At 66.9% G+C, this 23,538-nt stretch carries 22 protein-coding genes; 13 read left to right on the forward strand and 9 right to left on the reverse strand.

The features are described 5' to 3' along the window. Window positions 1–10 precede the first annotated feature (10 nt). Window positions 11–673 carry a class I SAM-dependent methyltransferase gene (locus OUY22_RS01830; RefSeq protein WP_270152919.1) on the reverse strand — a complete coding sequence of 221 codons (663 nt, stop codon included), beginning with the start codon at window positions 671–673 and terminating at the stop codon, window positions 11–13. 419 nt (window positions 674–1,092) lie between these two features. After that, window positions 1,093–1,611, reverse strand: a complete 519-nt coding sequence (locus OUY22_RS01835; protein ID WP_270152920.1) for an ATP-binding protein — start codon at window positions 1,609–1,611, stop codon at window positions 1,093–1,095. Between the two features lie 329 nt (window positions 1,612–1,940). On the opposite strand from OUY22_RS01835, the gene OUY22_RS01840 reads away from it, so the two are divergent. Together OUY22_RS01840 and OUY22_RS01845 are read left to right on the forward strand one after the other, a co-directional pair. After that, window positions 1,941–2,762: a helix-turn-helix domain-containing protein gene (locus OUY22_RS01840; RefSeq protein ID WP_270152921.1), complete on the forward strand. Its 822-nt coding sequence runs from the start codon at window positions 1,941–1,943 to the stop codon at window positions 2,760–2,762. After that, window positions 2,753–2,965 (forward strand): DUF397 domain-containing protein, encoded by a 213-nt coding sequence (locus OUY22_RS01845; protein WP_270152922.1) that lies wholly within the window; start codon window positions 2,753–2,755, stop codon window positions 2,963–2,965. Before OUY22_RS01840 ends, OUY22_RS01845 begins: the two co-directional genes overlap by 10 nt. A gap of 300 nt (window positions 2,966–3,265) precedes the next feature. Here OUY22_RS01845 and OUY22_RS01850 read toward each other — a convergent pair whose 3' ends face one another. The 3 genes from OUY22_RS01850 to OUY22_RS01855 all read right to left on the reverse strand — a co-directional run bounded on the left by OUY22_RS01850 (window position 3,266) and on the right by OUY22_RS01855 (window position 5,337). Further along, entirely contained in the window at window positions 3,266–4,222 is a 957-nt protein-coding gene (locus tag OUY22_RS01850; protein ID WP_270152923.1) for a hypothetical protein, read from the reverse strand. Further along, window positions 4,222–4,740 carry a DUF6932 family protein gene (locus OUY22_RS36840; protein WP_408638090.1) on the reverse strand — a complete coding sequence of 173 codons (519 nt, stop codon included), beginning with the start codon at window positions 4,738–4,740 and terminating at the stop codon, window positions 4,222–4,224. Before OUY22_RS36840 ends, OUY22_RS01850 begins: the two co-directional genes overlap by 1 nt. Window positions 4,741–4,884: 144 nt before the next feature. Further along, the gene (locus OUY22_RS01855) at window positions 4,885–5,337 is read right to left on the reverse strand and encodes a hypothetical protein (RefSeq protein WP_270152924.1); all 453 of its coding nucleotides are present in this window, start codon (window positions 5,335–5,337) and stop codon (window positions 4,885–4,887) included. A 214-nt stretch (window positions 5,338–5,551) separates the two neighbouring features. Here OUY22_RS01855 and OUY22_RS01860 point away from each other — a divergent pair, with 214 nt between their 5' ends. From OUY22_RS01860 to OUY22_RS01885, 6 genes are all read left to right on the forward strand, one after another. Further along, window positions 5,552–7,990 (forward strand): type I restriction-modification system subunit M, encoded by a 2,439-nt coding sequence (locus tag OUY22_RS01860; RefSeq protein ID WP_270152925.1) that lies wholly within the window; start codon window positions 5,552–5,554, stop codon window positions 7,988–7,990. Next, complete coding sequence (locus tag OUY22_RS01865) at window positions 7,983–9,227, forward strand: restriction endonuclease subunit S (protein WP_270152926.1); 1,245 nt, start codon at window positions 7,983–7,985, stop codon at window positions 9,225–9,227. Before OUY22_RS01860 ends, OUY22_RS01865 begins: the two co-directional genes overlap by 8 nt. A 90-nt stretch (window positions 9,228–9,317) precedes the next feature. After that, window positions 9,318–12,485, forward strand: a complete 3,168-nt coding sequence (locus tag OUY22_RS01870) for a type I restriction endonuclease subunit R (protein WP_270152927.1) — start codon at window positions 9,318–9,320, stop codon at window positions 12,483–12,485. 19 nt (window positions 12,486–12,504) lie between these two features. Beyond that, window positions 12,505–13,209 (forward strand): M48 family metallopeptidase, encoded by a 705-nt coding sequence (locus OUY22_RS01875; RefSeq protein WP_270152928.1) that lies wholly within the window; start codon window positions 12,505–12,507, stop codon window positions 13,207–13,209. Continuing rightward, window positions 13,210–15,093, forward strand: a complete 1,884-nt coding sequence (locus tag OUY22_RS01880) for an HsdM family class I SAM-dependent methyltransferase (protein ID WP_270152929.1) — start codon at window positions 13,210–13,212, stop codon at window positions 15,091–15,093. It begins immediately after the preceding gene. Between the two features lie 22 nt (window positions 15,094–15,115). After that, window positions 15,116–16,642, forward strand: a complete 1,527-nt coding sequence (locus OUY22_RS01885; protein ID WP_270152930.1) for a serine/threonine-protein kinase — start codon at window positions 15,116–15,118, stop codon at window positions 16,640–16,642. A 35-nt stretch (window positions 16,643–16,677) separates the two neighbouring features. On the opposite strand, the gene OUY22_RS01890 is transcribed toward OUY22_RS01885, so the two are convergent. Both OUY22_RS01890 and OUY22_RS01895 read right to left on the reverse strand, forming a co-directional pair. Further along, window positions 16,678–17,412 carry an AAA family ATPase gene (locus tag OUY22_RS01890; RefSeq protein WP_270152931.1) on the reverse strand — a complete coding sequence of 245 codons (735 nt, stop codon included), beginning with the start codon at window positions 17,410–17,412 and terminating at the stop codon, window positions 16,678–16,680. A 39-nt stretch (window positions 17,413–17,451) separates the two neighbouring features. Next, entirely contained in the window at window positions 17,452–18,030 is a 579-nt protein-coding gene (locus OUY22_RS01895; RefSeq protein ID WP_270152932.1) for a TetR/AcrR family transcriptional regulator, read from the reverse strand. 86 nt (window positions 18,031–18,116) lie between these two features. On the opposite strand from OUY22_RS01895, the gene OUY22_RS01900 reads away from it, so the two are divergent. From OUY22_RS01900 to OUY22_RS01910, 3 genes are all read left to right on the forward strand, one after another. Continuing rightward, window positions 18,117–18,593, forward strand: a complete 477-nt coding sequence (locus tag OUY22_RS01900) for a hypothetical protein (protein WP_270152933.1) — start codon at window positions 18,117–18,119, stop codon at window positions 18,591–18,593. A gap of 172 nt (window positions 18,594–18,765) precedes the next feature. Further along, the gene (locus OUY22_RS01905; protein WP_270152934.1) at window positions 18,766–19,419 is read left to right on the forward strand and encodes a response regulator; all 654 of its coding nucleotides are present in this window, start codon (window positions 18,766–18,768) and stop codon (window positions 19,417–19,419) included. Next, on the forward strand, window positions 19,416–20,576 hold the full coding sequence (locus OUY22_RS01910; protein WP_270152935.1) for a sensor histidine kinase: 1,161 nt from the start codon (window positions 19,416–19,418) through the stop codon (window positions 20,574–20,576). The genes OUY22_RS01905 and OUY22_RS01910 overlap by 4 nt, the downstream gene beginning before the upstream one ends. Here OUY22_RS01910 and OUY22_RS01915 read toward each other — a convergent pair. Together OUY22_RS01915 and OUY22_RS01920 are read right to left on the reverse strand one after the other, a co-directional pair. Continuing rightward, entirely contained in the window at window positions 20,543–21,223 is a 681-nt protein-coding gene (locus tag OUY22_RS01915; RefSeq protein ID WP_270152936.1) for a hypothetical protein, read from the reverse strand. The two genes, OUY22_RS01910 and OUY22_RS01915, sit on opposite strands and share 34 nt — an antisense overlap. Window positions 21,224–21,358: 135 nt before the next feature. Continuing rightward, window positions 21,359–22,006 carry a class I SAM-dependent DNA methyltransferase gene (locus OUY22_RS01920; RefSeq protein WP_270152937.1) on the reverse strand — a complete coding sequence of 216 codons (648 nt, stop codon included), beginning with the start codon at window positions 22,004–22,006 and terminating at the stop codon, window positions 21,359–21,361. 107 nt (window positions 22,007–22,113) lie between these two features. On the opposite strand from OUY22_RS01920, the gene OUY22_RS01925 reads away from it, so the two are divergent. Together OUY22_RS01925 and OUY22_RS01930 are read left to right on the forward strand one after the other, a co-directional pair. Next, window positions 22,114–22,287, forward strand: coding sequence for a hypothetical protein (locus OUY22_RS01925; protein WP_270152938.1), 174 nt, complete (start codon window positions 22,114–22,116; stop codon window positions 22,285–22,287). Window positions 22,288–22,950: 663 nt separating this feature from the next. Further along, window positions 22,951–23,514 carry a hypothetical protein gene (locus tag OUY22_RS01930; protein ID WP_270152939.1) on the forward strand — a complete coding sequence of 188 codons (564 nt, stop codon included), beginning with the start codon at window positions 22,951–22,953 and terminating at the stop codon, window positions 23,512–23,514. The last annotated feature ends 24 nt before the right edge of the window (window positions 23,515–23,538 follow it).

The raw sequence follows: 23,538 nt of genomic DNA on the forward strand, positions 1-23,538 counted from the left end.
GCACCCGCCTCTACCGCCACGCCTCCACTATGAGCGTCCCGACGTGATTCTGAGCCGGGGCCGGATGGATCCGGGCGCGCACGTCGCGGAACCCGACACCGAGCAGCAGTTCGCGCCACGTTTCCGGCTCGTACGCCCATCGATAGATCCACACCGCCCGGCCAGTGAAGCCATTGCCGTACATGCCCTGCACGCCGTAGCTTCCCGGCACCGCCGACGCCTGCGAGAAGACCAGTTTGCCGCCCTGCGCCAACCGCTCGAATACCAGCGGCAGCAGCCGCTCCGGGTCGGTGAACCACACCGCGCCGAAGATGCTGTAGATCGCGTCCCACTGAGCGCCTGGCAGGTCGGCCAGGTAGTCCAGGACGTCGGCCTGGACGAAGTGGGCGTCGGGCAGATGGCCCCAGGCCGACAACGCGCGCTCGACCTGGACGGGAGAGAGATCGACGCCGGTCGCCACGATGCCCTTGGTCGCCAGCGCGGCCACGGCGTGCCCGCGGCACGACCCGAGTTCCAGCGCGGTGGCAGGGTCGCCCAGCAGTTCCTCACCCGGACCGTGCCCGCTGTACTGCGTCCACCCGAAGGCGCTCTTCAACGCATCCTCTGGATGGTCCTGCGAGACGCCGGAAGCATAGTGATTCCAATAGTCGACGCGGTCGGTGATGGTGCGCATGGACGGTTCCCTGTGGCGCAGCGGACGGAACCCGCGACACCGTACCGGTCGCACCCGCCTGCGCACCGGCGAACACGCTGCTTGAGCCCTTTTCGCTCCGCCAACGGCAGATCGAACCGGGCGCCCAGCCTGAACTCAACGAGCTGCGCCCCTGAGCATCGCCGCCCAGACCCGCTCAGTCTCCGCTGTCGCGGTCCACACCGTCTCGTGGACCACGCCATCCGCGGATCGCCGGACGAACGCTAGCCCGCCCGCGACACAGAACTCGTAGCAGGGCGCGCAACGGCTGCACGTGTGCTCGCGCACCCGGACCCGGACGCACCGAGCGGCAGGAGGAGCCCAGGCGATCCGTTCATGTCCCTCCTGCACAGGAGCCACGTGAAGGCCGTGATACTCCTCCAACAGGTCTGACGCCCCCCTCATCGCCGACCCGCCGTACGAGGCAGCGCGAACCAGGTCGCCTTGCCCGCCAGTCCAGGGCATGTGGCGAACCCCTGCGGAATGCAGCCATAAAGCCCGGCCGACAGCTCCGCAACGATCAGCAGTCCCCGCCCGCGCTCGGCTTGAGCATTCGCACCCCGGCGCACCGGGAGAACGGCGCCGGCGTCGACCACCATGCACACCACTTCGGCCGGATCGACCCGTACCACCAGCTCGTACGGCGCGTCACCGTACAGAACCGCGTTCGTGACCAGCTCGCTGACCATCAGCACGGCGTCGTCAACCAGCTCCCGCCCCAGACCGACCAGCAGGAGCGCGCGCCGGACGAGGTCGCGGGCATCACCGACCGCACGGGCGTCATCCCGAAGCCGCCAGACCATGCTCCGGCCAACAGTGCTTGAACGCTCCGCCACCGCAGCGGCCTTCGCCGATTGAGCGGCTCCCGGCACGATTTCGCCGAACAAGAGCCCGTCCACTACGCCACCTCCCAGATCCATGTAGTCGCTCCCGTGTCACCAGGCATAAGCCGGCCAGAAATGCACTAAGTCCTGGGTCGAATGCAGTAAAGGATAAACTGCTCCTATTCGCGGCTTAAATACTGCATGTCCAGAATCTTCAGCCCTGCCCGATCAGACTGGAAGCAGCGACAGCTTGTGTGACCCACGCCGCTTCACCTGTTATTACTTGCGCTTCCCGCTACACAGAGTGCCTGTGGTGAGCTACATTACGGAATGGAATGGATGACACACCGTTCGGACAGTTCTGTAGTACCGGCCGTCTGATTGGCGTAGGACTCTCGTGCTAATTGCCGGAACAGGAGTCACGGATGCCCGCACCCCTTGAGCTTGACCCCACGGCCAGCCCATTGGCTTTCTTCGGTGCCGAGCTGCGCAAGTTCCGGAAGAGTGCAGGATTGTCCCAGGAACAATTGGCGGAAATAATCAGGTTCAGCCCCAGCCTGGTCGGCCTCATCGAGAGAGCTCAGCGGACGCCGAGCAAGGACCTCGTCCAACGCTGCGACGAAGCCGTGGGAGCCGAGGGGGAGTTGCTCCGCCTCTGGCCTCTCATAAGCCGTGAGGCGAGCCCTCGATGGTTTCGCGAGTGGCTGGACATTGAGCAGGAAGCTCAGAGCCTCCGAACATGGCAGCCTCTCCTCATCCCAGGACTGCTGCAGACGGAGGATTACGCCCGCGCCATGCTGCGTGGCGAACCCGGCGTAACGGAAGAGCAGGTCGAGAAATCCGTACAAGCACGCCTGGAGCGCCAGATCATTTGGTCTCGCCCCAACCCCCCGATGTTCTGGGTACTGCTCGATGAAGGCGTACTCCAACGTCCCATCGGAGGTCGGGTGACTATCCGCCACCAGCTCGAACACCTGGTCCAGATGGCAGCACGGCCACACATCGCTATCCAAGTGGTCCCCATGGCCTTTTGCGCCACCACAGGACTCCTCGGCGGCTTCGTGATCGCCCAACTAGCCGGAAGTCCAGATATCGTGTACTACGAGTCCACGGGGCACGGGCAGATGACTGACCGACCGGAGGACGTCGCTGCGATCCAGATGAAATACGACGCCATCCGAGCTGAGGCACACCCCCAGCATGTGTCTATCGAACTACTCAGAGAGGCAGCCAAGACATGGACGTGAACGACGAACTGAGCACCGCCGCCTGGCGGAAGGCCACCAAGAGCGGATCGAATGGCGGAGACTGCATCGAGGTCGCCCCCTTGTCCGGCGGACGAGTGGCCATCCGTGACACCGACAGCCCAGGGCAGGCTCCATTCGTGGTGACCGCCAGCGTTTGGGACGCTTTCGTGGACGGGGCCAAGCGAGGAGAATTCGACTTCTAGACGGCTGCCAAGATCGGGCTCAACGGGACGGCGCCGTCCCTAGCCCGCCTTCCGAAGCGGCTGAAGACGAACACTGAGACGCATGTCGAGGGCCCCGGTGAGACGTTTCCAGCATGAGGATGGTGGGCATCCGTGCCGCCGGCCTCGAACCGCGCCACAGCCGGATGCTTGCGCTCACCCATGTCGATCACTCCTCGTCCACCGTGTGCGAGCCGGCAACACATCGCTGCATGGCCCGCACAGCTCATTCGATCTCGGCGGTCTCCCGCATCCGCTCTTACGGAAGACCGTGAGCAGGAATCAACGAGTATCCGCCATTCCTATGAGCAGATACTTAGTCCGCGTGATGCCAGTCGTGAATGAGTGGGAAACAGTTACTTCGAGAGTGGCGATGATCTGACGCTCGTACCAGTTACGAAGCTGAGGGACAAGGTCCTCTCTTACTTTACCAGCTATCACTTCGCCCTCTGGAGTCACAAGCTCGAACGCATTTCGAAGGCTGCTTACCCCGCGGAGAGCTCCCACCCTTTCCTGGGTTTCCTCTCCGATTCTCGCACGCTTCAGAACCTCATGAATTCTGCGAGCTTGGGTGGCGCTCAAATTCGCCCTTTGCTCGCCATCGACCGGTGAAAACAGGCTGAGTTCAGCGTCGATACCGGAATCTGCCATTATCCGGAGCAGGCTGTTGAGGTGTTTATGCGTTCGTGGGCCGAGTGGGTACACGTCATCAACTAGGGCGTCCTCGTTGAGATCCTCGGGTTGTGCATCGCGAGCCACGAGGATGAGTCGCTCAACTGCCGCCACCGCGAGTGGCGCGGGGCGGTCTGTCGTCTCCGGGAAGGGAAGTTCTTCTCCAGTTCGAGGGTCAGCAGGAGCTCGCAAGTGGAGGACGATCGAGCCAGGCGCTGTGGCTTCTAGAGAAAGCGAGGTCTGATCTCGAATGTCTGAAGGTATAGAACTGAAGGCAGTCGCGCTCCCACGCAGTGCTTGTCCGATCGACGATACCGTTTCCTGCAGCTCATCCAGAAATGGTCCGAGCGCATCCAGCTTTATCTCAGTGCCGGCGACGGCCGACCCCGTGAGGTCGATACGCACCTTGGGGCGTTTACAATCGTCGAGGCGCGCGAGAATCTGTTCCAATCTGCGCCGCAGGCTTGCCAGGGACAAGCGAACACTCGGAGATGTGTCGTTCGCTCGCTCGGCAATCATGTGTTCGAGTGCTTGGCGCTCCTCTTCGAGGCTGGCGATCCAAGTCATCACCGTACCTCCAAATAGCCCTTGGCCACTCCTGGACGGAATCGGGACCAGGCGTCATGCCAGTAGTCCCGTTCGTTTCGATAGAGACTCGCGCGGTGATCACTTTCGGGGAACACAGAGACTATGTAGCTGTCGACATGCGAATAGGAGAGCTGGCCGCGACTGTTACACAACTCTGTGAGCACGTCACGACGCCACCTCGGAAGGCGATCATAAGCGGGGCCATCCACAAATGTGACGACGTCAATATCACCAGGGCTCAATTTACTAGTGACAAAACTGCCATCTATCCACTGATAGAGCACGGGAGCGAGCTGCTTCATGGCTGCTCTGTGCGACCGCCACTCGCCATAGATTGCCGTCCGGTTGCTTGCGTATGAGAACGCTTCAACAAATCGGTGTTTCACATCCCCGGGCGAACACTGGTATCGCCCCGGAGGGAGAACCCCCTCTTCGGTGAAGGAGGGAAGCGTAATCTGTCGGACGACCGTCAAGGCCCCTCCCGTCGGCAACAGCATAGCTAGACCACAATAGCTGACCTGGTGATAGTTCAGCGGGGACAGTCACAACGACTCTGGGTGTCACCGGGTCGCTCGTGGCCGGATTGTCGCGTCCTACCCGTAATTCACCGGTTCCGACTGCCGTCGAGATGATTCCTCCGGTCACGCTGCCAGAGCCGTATCCAGGTAAGTGATGTCGCCGGTCGCCACGTACAGGCGCCAGCTCAGCAGGCCGTGGCGCGTCACGATGGTGACGCGGACGCCGGCGGTGGCGAGCCAGACGACGAGGTCGGCGAAGTAGCCGTCTCCCGAGCCGATGAAGACCCGTTCGAAGCGCAGGTCGATGCGGTCGCCGATGGCAACCTCCGTCAGCACGCTGTCGGCGCCGTCCGGGCCTGAGCGGGTCAGGATCTGGGCTCCGCAGATCCCGCGGCCGACCTCGACCAGTGAGCGGGGATTTACTCCGACGACGAACTGGTCCAGGGGGCCGACCGGCACTCGCTGCCCGTACTCGCTCATGGTCTGCTCGACCTCCGCCGTGGTCGGCAGAGGTGACGCCGTCAGGTTCTCGATGTCCAGTAAGTGAATCGCACGCCCGTCACGCAGGGATCGCATCGCCCTCACCCTCCTCGGCTATATGACCGGGAAGGCTAGTTGACTGTGAACTCAGTATGCAAGCGACTTCTAGGGTGTGTACACATCAGCTTGGCAGTGCTAGCGTGCTGTCAACGGTTGTGCGGTCGGAACGCTGGAGAAGCGCGTGTCCGTTGATGAGACGCCTGCAAGACTGAGCCGGATGTCCCACTGACTGAAGGAGATGGGCCACCTCGTGGCGAAGCTGACGTTGCCGCAGCTTGAGCGGCACCTGTTCGGAGCGGCCGACATCCTCCGCGGCAAGATGGACGCCTCGGAGTTCAAGGAATACATCTTCGGGATGCTGTTCCTGAAGCGCGCTTCCGACCAGTTCGACGTGGTGCGCGACGAGCTCATCAAGAAGTGGCTCGCCCAGGGCAAGAGCCAGGAGGAAGCCGAGCGGATGGCGGGCTCCCCCGCCTTCTACCGGGGTGAGAGCTTCTTCGTGCCTCAGGAGTCCCGCTGGTCGCACATCCGGGACCACTCCCGGGAGAAGAACGTCGGCAACCTGCTCAACAAGGCGCTGGAAGGGCTGGCCAACTACAACTCCACCGCCCTCGAAGGCGTGCTGGAACACATCGACTTCATGCGCAAGGTCGGCCAGTCGACCATCTCCGACAAGCGACTGCAGCAGCTCATCGACCATTTCCAACGGGTGCGGCTGCGCAACGAGGACTTCGAGTTCCCCGACTTGCTGGGCGCGGCGTACGAGTACCTGATCGGGCAGTTCGCCGACTCGGCCGGCAAGAAGGGCGGCGAGTTCTACACGCCGCGTGGTGTGGTGCGGATGATGGTTCGCCTGGTCAACCCGAGGCCCGGCATGCGCGTCTACGACCCGTGCGCCGGCTCGGGCGGCATGCTCATCCACGCCAAGGAGTACATCGACGAGCACGGCCTGGACTCTCGGGACCTGACCCTGGCAGGGCAGGAGGCGGCGGGCACGACCTGGGCCGTCTCCAAGATGAACATGATTCTCCACGGGGTGCTCAACGCCGACCTGGAGAACGAGGACACCCTCGCCGATCCCAGACACCTCGAAGGCGGAGAGCTCGCCCGCTTCGATCGGGTCCTCACGAATCCGCCCTTCTCGCTCAACTACTCGGCCGCCGACATGAAGCACAAGGAGCGCTTCAAGTACGGGTACGCGCCCGAGACCGGCAAGAAGGCGGACCTCATGTTCGCGCAGCACGTGCTCGCCGTTCTCACTCATGACGGCATCGGCGCGACGGTCATGCCGCACGGCGTGCTCTTCCGCGGCGGCAAGGAGAAGGAGATCCGGGAAGGCATCATCAAGGACGACCGCCTGGTGGCGGTGATCGGTCTGGCACCCAACCTCTTCTACGGCACCGGCATCCCGGCCTGCATCCTCGTCCTGCGCGGCACCGACCCCCGGCCTGCCGAGCAACGCCGCAAAGTGTTGTTCATCAACGCCGACCGCGAGTTCACCGCCGGGCGGGCGCAGAACTACCTCGACCCGCAGCACGCCGAGAAGATCGTCGCGGCGTACGAGGAGTACCAGGACATCCCCGGCTTCGCCCGCGTCGTGGACATCAAGGAGTTGCGGAAGAACGACTTCAACCTCAACATCCGGCGGTACGTCGACAACACCCCGCCGCCCGAGCCCCAGGACGTCCGCGCCCACCTGCACGGCGGCGTCCCCAAGGCGGAGGTGGCAGCCAAGGCGGGACTCTTCGAGGCGTTCGGCATCGACCCGGCCGAGTTGTTCGTCGAGCGCGATGCTGACTACTACGACTTCCTGCCCGAGGGGTGGAAGGCGACCGCCGAGCGCCTTCCCTCGTTGGCCGAGCCCACTGAGGCCCGGTTGCGCAAGGCGTTCTCCGAGTGGTGGGTACGGCACAGCAAGCGGCTGGTCGAACTACCCGACACGCACAAGGTCATGGAGACCCGGGCCGAGCTGCTCGACTCCTTCGTCACCGAGTTGTTGCCCCTGAAGGTGCTCGACCGGTTCGAGCTGGCCGGCATCGTGGCCGCGTGGTGGGGCGAGGCGCAGTACGACATCAAGACACTTGGACTCAATGGGTTCGAAGGCGTGGTCGAGGGCTGGCTGACCACGATCGAGTCGGCGTTCGAGCTGGACGAAGAAGAAGTCGAGTACTGGGACAAACAGAAGATCGCTGCGGAGAAGCGCAAGGCACGTGACCATCGGGTCGTGCCCGCTCTGATCCCGGACTACCTCATGGAGTTGGAGGAGGCAGAGGCGGAGTACGCCGAGTTGAACGCTCAGCTCAAGGCGGCCACGGCCAAACCGTCCGAGGACGACGAGGACGAACCTGCCGAGGAGCAGCTTTCCGGGACCGAACTCAAAAATCTCAAGGCGCGTACGGCCGCCGCCCGCAAGAAGGTCGGCAAGCTGGAGGACCACTTCCTGCCCCGGCTCCGCATGGCTGTTGGCGCACTCGACAACGACTCCCGCCGCGACCTTGTGATCGATGTCCTCCGAACGCAACTCTCAGCCCGCCTAGAATCTTGTACGGCTGCCGCCCGCCGACTGGCCGAGTCGGCATTCCAAACCTGGGCCGAGAAGTATGCGGTCACGTTGCGCGACTTGGAAGCGCAACGCGAAGCGGTTGCGGCCCGCTTGGAGAACTACCTCAAGGAGTTGGGCTATGCGTGAGCATTCGATAGGTATCCCAACGGAGGCTGACTGGCCAGAAAGCATACTTAGAGACCTCTGCCATTTGGTCTCGCGAGGGACAGCTCCAACATACGTCGAGAACAGCCCGGTCCTGGCAATCGGTCAACGCTGTATTCAGAATTCTGGTTTTGACGCCAGCAATGCTCGCCCACACGATCGACGCCACAAGCGCATTCTGTGGGCTGCTCCTGGAGACGTACTTCTCAACTCCACCGGCACTGGAACGATTGGCCGTAGCTGCATCTTCGACAAGTCGAATATGTTCATGGTGGACAGTCATGTGACAGTGATCCGCGTTGACCGAACAAAAGCAGAGCCGCGCTGGATCAATGCACTACTCCGTACAAGTTGGGGCCAGCGACACCTAGAGTCACATTGCTACACAGGATCCACCAACCAGATCGAACTTTCGCGCAGCGAGTTGACATGGATGTCAGTTCCAGTACCACCATCCAGGGAGCAGCGGCGGATCGCGGAGATCCTCGACACTCTCGACGCTCAGATCGAAAACCAGCAAGATGTTCTCGAAAAAATCAAGGCCGTCACAACTGCAGTCATCACTGATGAGCTCACGCGAATCGTCGACTTGGCCGATGCGGTCCTTCCGCTCGTAACACTTGCGAGCATCACGAGCGGCGTGACCCTAGGAACAGAGACTGGCGGTTCAGTCGAGCTTCCTTACTTGCGTGTGGCAAATGTCCAGGACGGATTTATCGACACATCCGAGATGAAGAACGTGCGAGTCAGTCGTGCGGACGCGAAGCGCTACCTGCTCGAAGCAGGAGATGTTCTTCTGACTGAGGGCGGGGACCTCGACAAGCTCGGGCGCGGTGCGGTGTGGGACGCCAGGATTGACCCTTGTATCTGCCAAAACCACGTCTTCCGCGTTCGTTGCGACAAGACTCGCCTGCTACCAGAGTATCTTGCAGCGTATTCCTCATCACACCAGGGAAAGCGCTACTTTCTCAGCATCGCTAAGCAAACGACAAATCTGGCCAGCATCAACTCGACTCAGCTAAAAAACATGCCTATCCCGCTTCCCGCCATCGAACTCCAGAAACGACTTATCGATGTGGCAAGCACTGGAGCAGGGCGAATCGCCAGCGAGTCCGATCGACTGCAGCGCCTGAAGGTATTCAGGCAGGGTTTGATGGAAGACCTGCTGACCGGACGGGTTCGGGTTCCGGAGAGGGAAGCCGTACACGAAAGTCTTTAGCCCCGACTTGGGCAGGCTCCTACTTGTCCCGGTAACGCGGCTATTTGTTCGGGGGAACAATGTTAGACGGTTTACGGAGGGAGTCGGACGGTGGCCGACTACGAATACACGTTGGTGGAACGTCCCCTGATCGAGCAGCTCAAAAGCATGGGCTGGAAACACGCAGCCGGCGCCGAGAAAGGCGCCGTCCTGCCCCTCATCGCCAAGGCGTCCCTGCGCACCACCTTCGACGAAGTGATCCTTGAAGACCACGTACGGGACGCGCTCGCCCGCATCAACCTCGACGACCAAGGCCACCCCTGGCTCGACGACACCAGGATCAGCCAGGCCCACAACGCCCTGACCCGAGTCCCCGCCGCCAGCCTCCTGGAAGCCAACAAGCACGTCACCGACAAACTGATCAACGGCGTCGCCGTCGATGGCCCGGACGGCGGCCGGGACCGGACGGTGCACTTCATCGACTGGAAGACCCCGGGCAACAACGACTTCACCGTCGTCAACCAATTCCGCGTGGACGTCCCCGGCACCGGCGGCAGCAAGCCGATCGTCCCCGACCTCGTCCTGTTCGTGAACGGCATCCCCCTCGTAGTCATCGAGTGCAAGACCCCCACCGAGAGCGACCTCGGCAAAGCAATGGGCCAAATCCGCCGCTACGCCACCGACACCCCGAAACTCTTCCACTCCGTACAGCTGACGGTCGCGACCAGCGGCGAGGACGCCAGGCTCGGCACCATCACCGCCGCCCACGAGCACTACGTCCCCTGGCGCGACCCGTACCCGCTGACCATGACCGAGCTGGCCACCCGGCGGAACAAGACCGAGAAGCAGCTCAGCAAGCAGGAGATCCTCGCCGCGGGCGTGCTCGACCCGGTCAACCTGCTCAACATCGTCCACAACTTCGTCACCTTCATGACCATCGACACCGGCACGACGGTCAAGGTGGCACCCCGCTACCAGCAGTTCCGGGCGGTCGAGCGGACCGTCCACAGGCTGCTGACGGGCAAGCCGGGTCAGCGCGGCGGGATCATCTGGCACACCCAGGGCTCGGGCAAGAGCCTCACCATGACGTTCCTGGTCCGTCGGCTGCGGTCGATCGTGGAGCTCGCGCACTACAAGGTGGTGGCCGTCACCGACCGCACCCAGCTCCAGGACCAGCTCCAGGAGACCATGCAGCTGAGCGGCGAGAAGGTGGACATCGCCAAGAGCAGCGCCCGCGCCAAGACGTACCTCGGCCGGAGCGGCCCCGGCGTCGTCTTCGTGATGATCCAGAAGAACCAGGACGGCTCCCCCAAGGACCGTATGGACCTGGGCGAGGTCAACGCCGACGACTCGATCGTGGTGCTGATCGACGAGGTGCATCGCTCGCACACCGCCTCCCTCGGCTCGAACCTCCGCGAGGCGCTGCCCAACGCCGCCCGGATCGGCTTCACCGGCACACCGATCATGACGAAGAAGGGCCGGCGCAAGACCAGCGTGCAGCTCTTCGGCTCGTTCATCGACACCTACCGCCTCCGTGAAGCCGAAGAGGACGGCGTGATCGTGCCGATCCTGTACGAGGGCTACAGGGTCAAGAGCGCGCTCCGTGACGGCCAGGACCTGGACGAGCTCTTCGAGGAGGCGTTCGAGGACCTCACAGACGAGGAGCGGCAGCAGCTCCAGCAGCGCTGGGCCACCAAGGGGACGGTCTCGACGGCGCAGAAGCTCGTGGACGTGAAGGCCAACCACATGCTGCGCCACTACGTGGACAAGGTGCTGCCCGAGGGCTTCAAGGCCCAGGTGGTCGCGCACGACCGGGAGACCACGCTGCGCTACCGGGAGGCGCTGCTCGACGCCCGCGACGAGCTGGTCAGGGACGTCATGAACCTGCCGCCGAAGCTGCTGGACCGCGACCCTGACGACCTGAGGCCGCGCCAGGCCCAGCTCGTCCGGGCCTACCGGCAGCTCGACCTGCTCAAGCGGATCGACTTCGTGCCGGTCATCTCCAAGGGGGACGCGGAGGGCGAGAGCCGGTTCGACGAGTGGACCGACGAGAACAAGCAGAAGGCGCGTGTCGACGGCTTCACCCGGCCCTTCGGGGAGAACGACATCGCCTTCGTGATCGTCAAGTCGATGCTGCTGACCGGCTTCGACGCGCCGATCGAGCAGGTGATGTACCTGGACCGCAAGATGGAGATGCACGACCTGCTCCAGGCGGTGGCCCGGGTCAACCGTACGGCCGACCGCAAACCGTACGGCTACGTGGTCGACTACCGCGGCGTGGCGCAGAACCTGGTGGACGCGCTGCGCGTCTACGCCGACGACAGCTTCGACTCCGGGGAAGGCGGGGACGTCGCGGACGCGCTACGCGAGATGCGGGTCGAGATCGCCAAGCTGGAACCGCAGGTGCAGCGGCTCCGGATGATGTTCCGCGATCACACCGACGTGGACGGCTGCGTCCTGGACCTGGCCGATCCGCAGCTGCGCGACAGGTTCAGCGCCGAGCTGGCCATCTTCGCCCGTACGGTCAACACGGTCCTGCCCGATCCGGCCGCGAAGCCGTACCTGCCGGACCTCAAGCGGTTCATGGTCATCAAGCTGACCGCGAACCGGCGCTACTACGTGGACGGCGGAGAGTTCGATCCCGGCGCGTACGGCAAGAAGATCAAAGTGCTGATCGACGAGCACGTGATGTCGCTCGGCATCGAGCAGCAGCTTCCGCCCATCGCGCTGACCGCGGCCAACTTCGCGGCCAAGGTCGAGGAGATGACCGGCGGCTCGCGGTCCAAGGCGTCGGTGATGGAGAACGCCATCAGGCACCACATCGAGGTGCACCGCGGCCAGGACCCGGCCCGCTACCAGCTCCTCAGCGAGCGTTTGGAGCAGATCATCACCGAGCTCAAGGACGAATGGGACCAGCAGCTGCTCGCGTTCAAGGATCTGATGGAGGACATCGTGGCGGATCGGCGGGACAACCCGCACAACCTCAGTTCCGTCGAGAACGCCCTGTTCGGCCTGCTGCTGACCGAGCTGGCCACCTCCGCCGAGGACGTCGACGACCCGCGGTACGTCGAGGCCAGCCGGGAGATCTACCAGAAGGCGGCGCGGACCGTCCACCGCCTGGACTTCTGGAAGAAGAGGCAGGACGTGGAGGACTTCCGCAAGGAGATCCTGGAGATCCTGGTCACCCACGATCTGGGCGATTTCCATCGGCTGGGTCCGGTCGCCGACATGGCGCGTGACGTGGTTCAGCAGAACCGGGCGGATATCCCGAGGGCATGAGCCTGGCATGCTGGTGACCGTGAGTGATTTTCCTGGAGTCCTGCGGGTCGGCGACCTTGAGGTCGCCGTCTCGGTCAGTGAGCGCCGCAAGAGCGTGCGGCTCACGGTGGAACGGGACGCCTCCATCACCGCGGTCGTCCCCTCGCAGGTTTCCCGTACCGAGCTGACCAAGGTGGTCGAGGCCAAACGTTCGTGGCTCTACGGCAAGGTCGCCGAGAAGCGGGATCTCGGCGAGGCGCCGCCGGACAAGGAGTTCGTCTCCGGTGAAGGGTTCCTGTATCTCGGTCGTTCGTACCGGCTGCGCGTCGTCGACTCCGGTGACGTACGCCTGATCCGCGGGAGGCTGGAGCTGGCCCGAGGCGGTGGCGCGAAGGAGCTGGTCGACTGGTACCGCCGGGTCGGCGCGCCCTGGCTGACCAGGAGGGTGCAGCCGTGGGTGACGCGGATCGGGGTCGAGCCGAGCGGGCTGCGCGTGCGCCCGCTCGGCTATCGCTGGGGCTCGTGCTCCCGTGACGGCCAGGTCAACATCCACTGGGCGACGATGCAGCTACCGCCGACGTTGATCGACTACGTGCTGGTGCACGAGCTGGCGCATCTCCACCGGGCCGATCACGGCGCCGAGTTCTGGCGGATCGTGGAGCGGGCGCTTCCCGGTCATGAGGACTACCGCGAGCGGCTCCGCCGTACGGGACATGATCTCTGGCTGCCGGAAGAGGGCCGATAGATGCGCGACGACGTCACGGTCAACGCGGCGGACATCGCCCGGCTTGCCGACGTCGGCCGGGCCGCGGTCAGCAACTGGCGCAAGCGGTTCGACGATTTTCCCCAGCCTGTGGGCGGAACCGCGACCAGCCCGGCCTTCTCCCTGGTCGAGGTCGAAGGCTGGCTTCGCCGGCACAACCGCTACGTGGAGGTGGCGCCGGTCGAGCGGCTCTGGCAGAGACTCCGCTCGGCCACCGACGACCTGCGGCTCGGCGAGGCCGTGGGATTCGCCGGGACCGTGCTCCTCCGCCTCCAGCGGGAACCCGGCCTCGATGAGAAAACCCTGTTCGTCGAGATGCGGGAAACGGCTCCGTACGGCCTGGACGTCGATGCGGGGCTCGTCGCGGCTATCGTCGAGGTGGGCCGGGCCGAAGGGCCGGCCGAGGCGTTCGACGGCATCTGTGATCGCTATGTGGATCTGCACTCCCGCCGACTGCTCGCCACCCCTCGAGACGTGGCCAGGCTCATGGCACGCATCGGCGACACCTCCGGCCGTACGGTGCTCGACCCGGCATGCGGAATAGGGACGCTTCTCCTCGAATCCTCCGGATCGCTCACCCTCGGCCAGGACGTGAGCGAGAGCGCGGCCCGCCTGGCCGCCCTCCGCCTGCGGTTCCACGGCTACGAGTCGCGCGTCGAGACGGGTGACTCGCTGCGCGCCGACGCCTTCGCCGGGGAGCAGGCCGAGGTCGTGATCTGCAACCCTCCCTTCAGCGAGCGCGGCTGGGGCTACGAGGAGCTGACCAGCGATCCCCGCTGGGAGTACGGCCTGCCGCCCCGTGGCGAGTCCGAACTGGCCTGGGTGCAGCACTGCCTGGCACACGTCCGGCCCGGTGGCACGGTGGTCATCATGATGCCGGGCGTCGCCGCGAGCCGCCGGCCCGGTCGACGGGTCCGCGGAAATCTGCTGCGTGCCGGAGCACTCCGGGCGATCATCACGCTCTCGGCGGGCGCCGCTCCCGCTTCCAGCGGAGCTCCCGACCTGTGGGTCCTGCGCCGTCCCGAGGCCGGCGTCGCACCACCGTCCGAGGTGCTGATGGTGGACGCCGGAGAGGATCTCGCGCTCGCCGAAACCGCCTGGCAGGCGTTCTGCTCGTCCAAGGGCCTTCCCCAAGGCAGCGACGCCGTGAGGATCATCGACCTCCTGGACGAAGAGGTCGACCTGACGACCAGCCGTCGGATCACGGTCCTCAGGCAACCGGACGCGTCGAGCTTCTCCGCCCTGCGTGAGAAGGCGGCGGCACTGGCCAAGTCACTGGCCGCCACCCTGCCTCGCCTCTCGGCCACCCAAAGGCACGAACGAGCGATGTCCAGCATCGGAGAACTCGCCCGTGCCGGGGTCGTGACCATCCTGCAAGGCCCGCTCAAACTCCCCGGCGAAGGGGAGCTTCCCGTCCTCACCACGAAGGACCTCCTGCTGGGACGAGCGCCCACGGGTCGCAGCGCCGACGCGCCCGGCCTGGCGCGGGTGGAACGCGACGACATCGTCTCTCCGATCGTCACGGACAGCGGCTGGTTCCCCCGTGTCATGACGGAATCAGGGGCGGTCCTCGGCCCTCAACTCCTGCTCATCCGCACCGACCCCGACCGGCTCGACCCTCACTTCCTGGCCGGATGCCTGCGCGCGGCCAGCAGCTCACGAGTTCGGCACGGTACCTCTGTCCGGCTCGATCCCCGTCGTGCGCAGGTGCCCAGACTGGCCATCGACGAGCAGCGCCGGTACGGGGAAGCCTTCCGCCACCTGCTGGCCTACGAGGACGCCACCCGCGCGCTGCGCGAGATCAGCGATAATCTCGTGGCGGCCGGCATCGACGGCCTCTTCAACGGAAGCCTGCATCCCGAGTGATCCGCCCTTTGTGGAGGCATGGGTGACCCTCGTCCTCGATCGCTACCGGCTTGACCCCGTCCACCTGGGCAGGGGCGGTATGGGCGTGGTGTGGGGCGCCCAGGATGAGAAGCTCGGCCGCCGGGTGGCGATCAAGTTCATCCGGTTCCCGGATGGGATGCCTGATCCGGAACTTGAGGCCCGGTTCACCCACGAGGCGAAGATCATGTCGAGGCTCGCCCACCCCGGTGCGCCCGTGTTGCATGATTTCGGCAGCTATCAGGACCCGGCGCGGGGAAGCCGCCTGCTCATGGTGATGCAGTTCGTCGAGGGCACCGGGGTCGACGACGTCGTCGCCGAACACGGGCCTCTCCCGCTGGGATGGGTCGCGTCCATCGGCGCCCAGGTAGCGGCCGTGCTGGCGGCGGCGCACGAGCTCGGCATCCTGCACCGCGACCTGAAGCCGCCCAATCTCATGCTGCGCCGGGACGGTTCCATCCAGGTGGTGGACTTCGGCCTGGCGCTGATGGACGATCCCGCGCTGACCAGGCTGACCAGAACCGGCCAGCAGCTCGGCACCGCCGCCTACATGTCCCCTGAGCAGGTCAGTGCCGGCCAGCCCACGGAGAGAAGCGACATCTACTCGCTGGGCGCCGTGCTGCACGAGCTCCTCACCGGGCGGCATCTGTTCACCGGACCGTCCGAGTACAGCGTGATGGACCAGCACATCAACGCGCGTCCCGTCGCGGTCGGGCAGCTCCGGCCGGACGTCCCGAGGGCGCTGGACGAGCTGATCCTCGCGATGCTGGAAAAGCAGCCGGAGGATCGCCCGGCGACGGCGGCCGAGGTGCATGATCGGCTCATGCCGTATCTGGCGGGGACGGGTCCGCTCGGCGACATGGCCACCCCCGGATCCAGCCCCACCAGGATGTACGCGCACGCGATCAGCCGCACGCTCACCGACGGAGTCCGATCATCGGTCCCCGCCACGATGAACGCTCCCGCAGATGACCAGTTCAGCCGCAGCGACATCAGGCTCGCTCGCAGGCGGGCGATGTCTCTCGTCAAGGAGTCGCGATACGGAGACGCGGCGGACGTGCTCGCCCGGACCGCCGCGCCGGCGAGCGACAACCTGGGTGCGGTGGACCCGGATGTGATCGGCCTGCGCTGGCAGCTCGCGAATGTCCTGTTCGACTGCCAGGACCACCGGCGGGCCGCACGCGAGTTCCAGCGGATCGCGGACGACCTGCTCCGGCAGGCGGCGCCCGACCACGAGCAGATATCCCAGTGCAGGCTGCAGGAAGCCACCTGTCACCTCCACGCGGGCGATCCCGAGCTCGCGCTCCACATCATGCGCGAGCTGCTGGCGGACGAGACGAGCCGTTTCCCCGAGGACGACGCGCGGCTCCTGGAACTGCGGCGCCAGGTAGGCGAGCTGGAAGTCGGCATCGGTGCCGTTGACCAGGCCCGATCAACGCTCAGCAACCTGCGCGATGACCTCACCCGGCTCTACGGTTCAGACCACGGTGCCACCATCCGCGTGTCCGAACTGCTCGCAAGCCTGGCCTGACCTTCTCCTCGTCCGGAGAGCTGTGGATGCGTTCGTCAGCCGGGGTCCGTGTCCAGGACGTAGCGCAGGTAGAAATCCGGTTTGGCCAGGAAGCGCCGCCAGTCGTCGACCAGTTGCAGGTTCTGCCATTCCGTCGTGCGGAGGCCGTGTTCGCCGACCTCGATGATCTGGGAGCCCGGCAGGCCGGCGAGGATCGGTGAGTGCGTGGCGCAGATGATCTGGCCGCCCTCCCGCGCGACCCGGTGCATCAGGCCGACCAGGCGCAGGCATGAATGGAACGACAGCGCCGCTTCCGGCTCGTCCATCAGGTACAGCCCCGGCCCCGACACCATGCGGTCGAGTACGGTGAAGAATCCTTCGCCGTGGGACTGCTGGGCGAGGTCGTCGTCCCAGTACCCCGGCAGGCCCGACACGTTCCGGCCGAGGTTGAACAGCGTCTCGGCGCGGAAGAAGAACGCCCGCCGCTTGCGGCGAGGGCCGTGCAGCAGCCGGAGTCCGGTGGTGGTGAGTTCGGCGTCGAGGACCGCGCCCAACGCGGTGGGCTCGCCGGTCGAGGAGTACCTCGTCCCCGCCTTGCCGCCCTCGGAGTTGATGCCGCACACGTCGGCGATGGCCTCGACCAGCGTCGACTTCCCTGACCCGTTCGCACCGACCAGGAAGGTGACCGGCTGGGTGAAGGTCAGCCCGTGCTCGACGAGATCGCGTACCAGGGGCAGGTCACCTGACCAGCCGCCCGGTGAGCGGGGAGCCGCGAGGCGCGTCAGCAGCATCGTCGGGCCCCCTCTGGTGCGGTGTGGCCGGGCGGCACGCTAGTGGTCCTCCGGGGTGCGGTCGAGGATCAGGTCGGCGGCGCGGGCGAGGACCTGGGCCCGGGTGCGGTCGCCGTGGTCGGCGACGAGGAAGTGCTCACCGATGGCCACGCAGAAGGCGAGCATGCTTCGCGCCTCGACCTCGTCCGGGTCGGAGCAGAAGGTGCCGATCATCTCGCGCAGCAGCCCCATGCGCCGGTTGTCGACCCGCCGCAGGCGCTCGGCCACCGCCTCGTCACGCCGGGCCCAGTCGCGGACGGCGAGGTCGATGGGGAGCAGGCGGCCGCTGGAGAAGGTGAGCATGCCCGCGCGCTGGATGCGGGCCTTCGGGTCGCCGCCTTCGCGCTCGACGCGGTCGAGGACCTCGTCCACGCTCTCCCGCTCCCAAGTGTCGAGCATCGCCGTCAGGAGCGCGTCGCGGTCGGCGAAGTAGCCGTAGAAGCCGCCTTTCGTGACGCCGAGCCGCTTGGCCAGCGCCTCGATCCGCACGGCGTCGGGACCTCCGGCGGCCAGGGTCCGCAGCCCTTCCTCGATCCACTTCTCACGCGGCGTCCGGGTCGCGCCCACGATGTGTGCCACCTCACCTCTCAACGATATATACGCCGCCGTATAGTACGCGCTAACCTCCATTATACGGCTGCGTATATATCGAAGGAGGCGGGCGGATGACCGGCTCGTCAGTGGAAAGCGCGGTGGGGAGGCGGGTGCCCGAGTCCGTCCGCGCCCTCAGTTCCTTGTCCCGGATCGACTACGCCGACCTCTTCACGCTCTCCACCGGGCAGAAGGCCGCCCCCGAGCAGTGGGCCCGCGCGATGTTCGGCGACGTTCCCGACGCCGGGGAGCGGTTCATCTGGGGCGTCCTCCTCGGGCTGCGTCTGAGCCGGGAACGATCGCCGGACACGGTGGCCGGGTGGCGGATCAACGGACGCGGCGGCGACTGGATCCGGCTCGAAGCCGCGTCCTGGTTCCTGTCCTGCGAGCTTCTCGTACGGACGAGCGGCGGGCAGGTGTCACTCGGGACCTTCCTGCGCTATGACCGGCCCCCGGGCCGCGGCGTGTGGCGCGCGCTGTCGGCGGTCCATCGCCTGCTGGTGCCGGGCGTGCTCCGTGACGCCGAGAGGCGGCTCCGCGGCGTTCGTTAGCCGGCCGGCGTCCATGACGCCGCCGTGAGCCTGTGCGGCCGGGCCGGTTCCCTCCGCCTGCCGGGGGAGGAGGCATCCGCTGATCGGCGCAGGCGGGGGCGGCCCAGCCCCGCCTGCCGGATATGGCATGTTTTATCCAGTCTCAATACGATCTAGCCATGCCGGATGAGACATGACGATCAGAGTGGTCATCGCCGACGACCACGCCATGATCAGAGCGGGCCTGCGGCTGGTGGCGGAGAACGCCCCCGGCGTGGACGTGGTCGGCGAGGCGGCCGACGGCGTGGCGGCCGTCGCGGTGACGCGGCGCGAACGGCCGGACGTGCTGCTGCTCGACATCGCCATGCCGCGCCTGGACGGCCTGGCCGCCGCCACGACGTTGCTCGCCAACCCCGCACCGCCGCGGATCGTGATGCTGACGACCTTCGGCAGCGACGAGAACCTGCACGCCGCCCTGCGTACCGGGGTCAGCGGCTTCCTGCTGAAGAGCTCGCCCCCCGAGCACCTCGTGGAGGCGGTGCGGGTCGCGGCGGCGGGCGACGGGATGATCGATCCGGCGGTCACCCTGCGGGTCATCGCGTCCTTCGCCGCGCAGCCGCTCTCGCCGCCTCCGGAGCTGGACACCCTCACCCCGCGCGAGCTGGACGTGCTGCGGCTGCTGACCCGTGGCCTGTCCAACCGGGAGATCGCGACGGAGGCGGGGATCAGCGAGGCGACGATCCGCGGCCATGTCGCCCAGGTCCTGCGCAAGCTGGGCGTGCGTGACCGTCTCCAGGCGGTGGTGTTCGCCTACGAGTCCGGTTTCGTCCGCCCAGGCCGGCCATGACGCGCGGCGGAGGCTGGCGGCCGAGCCGGCTGGACGTGCTGCTGGCGCTCGCCGTGGTCGTCGCCGGGCAGGTCGAGTCGTTCGGGCGGCAGGGGTTCGAGCCTGGCCAGATCAGCCGGCCGGTGCCGCTGGCCGTCGGCGCGGCCGCGGCCGGGGTGCTGCTGCTGTTCAGGCAGCGGTTCCCGATGAGCATGCTGCTCGCGCTGGTGGCCGTGGGCTTCGGCGTGCGGGAGGTCACGGACGCGGGCTACTACGCCGCCTGGCACTTCTACTCGACGCTCATCCTGGTGCACACCGTGGCCAGCGCGGCGGAGCTGCGTTCCCGGCGGGGGCTGGCGGGGTTGGGGAGCGTGCTGCTCGCGTACGCCTACTTGCAGACATTTCAGCACAACGACCTAGCGGAAGTGCTGATCAGCGCCATCTTCGTCGGCGTCGCGTACGCCAGCGGCATCCTGTTGCGCCGCCAGATCGACCAGACGCTGCGCGTCACCCGGCAGGCCACCCGGCTGGAGGTCGAGCGCGAGGAGCGCGCCCGGCAGGCGCTCGCCGGCGAGCGGGCGCGGATCGCCCGCGAGCTGCACGACATCGTCTCCCACAACGTCAGCCTCATGACCCTGCACACGGGCGGCGTACGGATGATGCTCCGCGACGACCCGGACCGCGAGCGCGAACGCGCGCTGCTGACCGGCGTCGAACGGGCGGGCCGCGAGGCCATCGAGGAACTGCGGCTCATGCTGGGCATGCTGCGCAGCCCTGCCGCCGCCGGCGCCGAACCGCACGCCGCCGGGCTGGACCGGCTCGACGCCCTCGCCGCCCAGGTCGAGGAGGCCGGTCCGGCCGTGGACCTGCGGGTCGAGGGCGATCCCAGGCCGTTGCCCCCGGGCCTGGACCTGTCGGCGTACCGGGTGGCCCAGGAGGCGCTGACCAACGCGCTGAAACACGCGCGGGCGACCCGGATCGCCGTCACCGTCGCCTACGCCCCCTCCTCCGTCACCGTGGAGGTCACCGACGACGGCCCGGGCGGCGGAGAGGGCGGCGGCAGCGGGCACGGCCTGATCGGGATGCGTGAACGCGTCGCCATGCACGGCGGCGACCTGTCGGCCGGGCCCCTGCCGGGCCGCGGCTACCGCGTGCGCGCCAGGTTCCCGACCGGCTGATCCTGCTCGCCGGCCCACTCGGCGTCGCTCATCCGTACGATGCGCAGACCGATGATCCCGGCCCCCGCCACGTACAGCAGCCCGCCCACGACCGTGCCGATCGGGAAGATCGGCGCCGTGAAGATGCCCGCGAGGATCGCGAACGGCGCCCACCAGGGCGCGCGCCGGCAGTACGCCAGCACGAGCCCGAGCCCGAACAGCCCGAAGATCCCGGCGAAGCCCGGGATCTGGAACCCGAACACCACCCCCGGATCGCCGAACGCCTGGTCGCCGAGCGCGGCCCCCTCGGCGGGCGGCAGCGAGCGCTCCAGCCGCGCGTAGAAGTAGTCGCCCAGCATCAGCGCGGAGAAGTTCACCACGCCGAGCAGGGCCAGCCCGCCCGTGATGTGGCCGAGGAGCACGGCGCGGCGGCGCACCAGGTGGATCATGCCGACGATGCCCGGGACCAGCAGCACCCAGCTCCAGTGCAGGATCGCCGCGCTGACCGACACCTGCTCCAGGTAGCGCCCGTAGACGCCGACCGTGTCCCCGCCGCCCTGCCGCAGGGCGGGGTCCGCGACCACGGCTATGAGATACAGGACAGGCGCGACGATGAGGCTCGTTCCGGCGGCGAGCCTGCGAAATCTGATCGGATCCGACAACGACATGGTGGTCCCCTTACTGGCCTTCGATGGCAACGAAGGCTAGGAACGCCGGACCGTCCCCGTCATCCGCCGCCGGACCGACCCGCACCCCGCCGATCTACCGGGTCGCGGCGCATCAGGCCGCCGGGTCGCGGCGCATCAGGCCGCCGGGTCGCGGCGCATCAGCAGGTGGCCCCGGCGGAACCGTTCGTCCTCCAGAGGCTCCCGCAGCATCCGCGCCACCTCGACGAACCCCTCCTCGCGCGCCAGCCCGGCCAGCTCGTCGATCGGCCACCGGTAGGCCGGGGTGACCCGGTGGTCGAACTCCACCACTGGGTCGCCCTCGGACTCGAAGAACCCGACCAGGAGATGTCCCCCTGGCGCCAGCACCCGGCGGAACTCGGCGAAATACGGCGGCAGCTCCGGCGGCGGGATGTGGATCATGGAGTACCAGGAGAGCAGCCCGCCCAGCTCCCCGTCGGCCACGTCGATCGCCCCCATCGAACCGACCTCGAACCGCAGGTCAGGGTAGTCCGCTCGGGCGATCTCGATCAGCGCCGGAGACAGATCGACCCCGAAGGGGTCCAGCCCCAGATCCCGCAGATGCGCCGTCATGTAGCCGGGCCCGCACCCGGCCTCGACGACCCGCCGCACCCCACCGGCCCGGACCAGGTCGGCGAACGCGCCGACCACCGACCGATCCAGCGGCAACCGGTCGAGCGAGCCCCGCACGAAGTCGGCGTACAGGTCGGCGAGCGCGTCGTAGGCACCCGCGATCACGTTCAGATAGGGGGAGGATTCAGCCACGGCGGACGACTGTAGCCCATCGGCCCGCCGTCTTCCCGGGCTCGGGGTCAGGTGGCGGATCCGGCGCCCGCTACCGCATCGGGGCCTACCGGTTCTGGCACCGGCACGTGGCAATCCTCCTCAACGGCACCCCCGACCCCGACTACACCGCCCACGCCGTCCTGGCCGCCCTGTCGGCCGAACACGTATCCGCCCTCCTGCCGGAACTGGGAGACAAACGCATACGCGCCGGCCTCCACCACCTCACACACGCGGCCCACTCGAACGCCCAACGCCCGTAGCGGCCCTCAGAAGGCACCCCGGCTAGCACGACCCACGGTGCGTGGCGCGGATCTCCGACCGGCGCGAGCGACGCAGGTGACTCCGGTCCCGCGCGCTCACGTAGCCTGCCGGGGATTGTCCACCAGGCTGAGCAGGAAGGCCAGATCGGCCGTCAAGAGCCGAGGCCTCCAGGACGGCCCGGTTCAGCGGCCGTAGCGGCTCTTCAGGGGTCGTCGCTTCCATCGGCGGCCTGACGAGCGCACGACGGTCCGGGCAAGCGCTTTCCGACCGATTGATCCCATGTCCGCAGCCTGCCGTCAACCGCGGGCCCTCCCGCCTCCAGGGCGACCAGCGGCGGCCCGTGAAACGTTCAGCGCCTCGCGGCCGCGCACCGGGACCCGTACGCATCGGGCGGCGGGGCACGTGGCGAACCCTGCGGAACGCAGCCGTACAGCCCCAGCCGACCGCTCCGCCACGATCGGCACCCCCCCGCCCGTGCTCGGCTTGAGCCTCTGCACCCCGGCGCACCGGGCGAACGGCTCCGGCATCGACCACCATGCACACCACTTCGACCGGAACGACCCGCACCACCAGCTCGTACGGCGCGTCACCCTCCCCCAGCGCCTTGACGCGCGACCGCTGGGCGACATACTGGCGGCAGTCGACGCGCCACAGGGGCACTCATGACTCGATCCTTCGCCGGCTCGGCCCTTCGTCTCGTGAGGGTCGCGGGAGCCGCCCTGGCGGTCTGGGGCGTCGCCTACGTGATCAACGGCGCTACGCAGGCGGGCGCGTACGTCGGCATCCGCGTGGCGACCGACGGGCCCCCGCCACTTCCCTCCGGGGTCGTACTCGACGAGGGGGAGTTCGGGCTGAACGTCTGGGGAGCCACCGTCGGCGAGCAGGTGCTCTCCCGCGCGGACGTCCTCCTGGGTGGGCTGTGCGCGGGCCTGGCCGCGCTGGTGCTGAGCGTCACCGTGAAAGGGCGGCCTTTCACCAGGCGTGATTCTGCCGGGCTCGGCGCTCTGGCCGTCGTTTCGAGCCTCGGCTCCTTGCTTCCTGGGGCCGCCGCGGCGGCCGTGCTCGACCGGGCGGGACTCACCGAGCACTTCGTCCCGTCATCCACGCTGTCGTGGATGCCGATCGCGGGCGCTGGGCTTCTTCTCGGGATGGCGCTGGCGTTCCGGACTCGCGACGCGGACGCTGTTCCGCGGAGCGGTTCCCCGGTGCCTCTGCGCTCGTGGTGAACTGAGGGGTTCCGGCGGTCCGTA

The organism is Nonomuraea corallina, assembly GCF_027620315.1.
GTDB classification, from domain to species: domain Bacteria; phylum Actinomycetota; class Actinomycetes; order Streptosporangiales; family Streptosporangiaceae; genus Nonomuraea; species Nonomuraea corallina.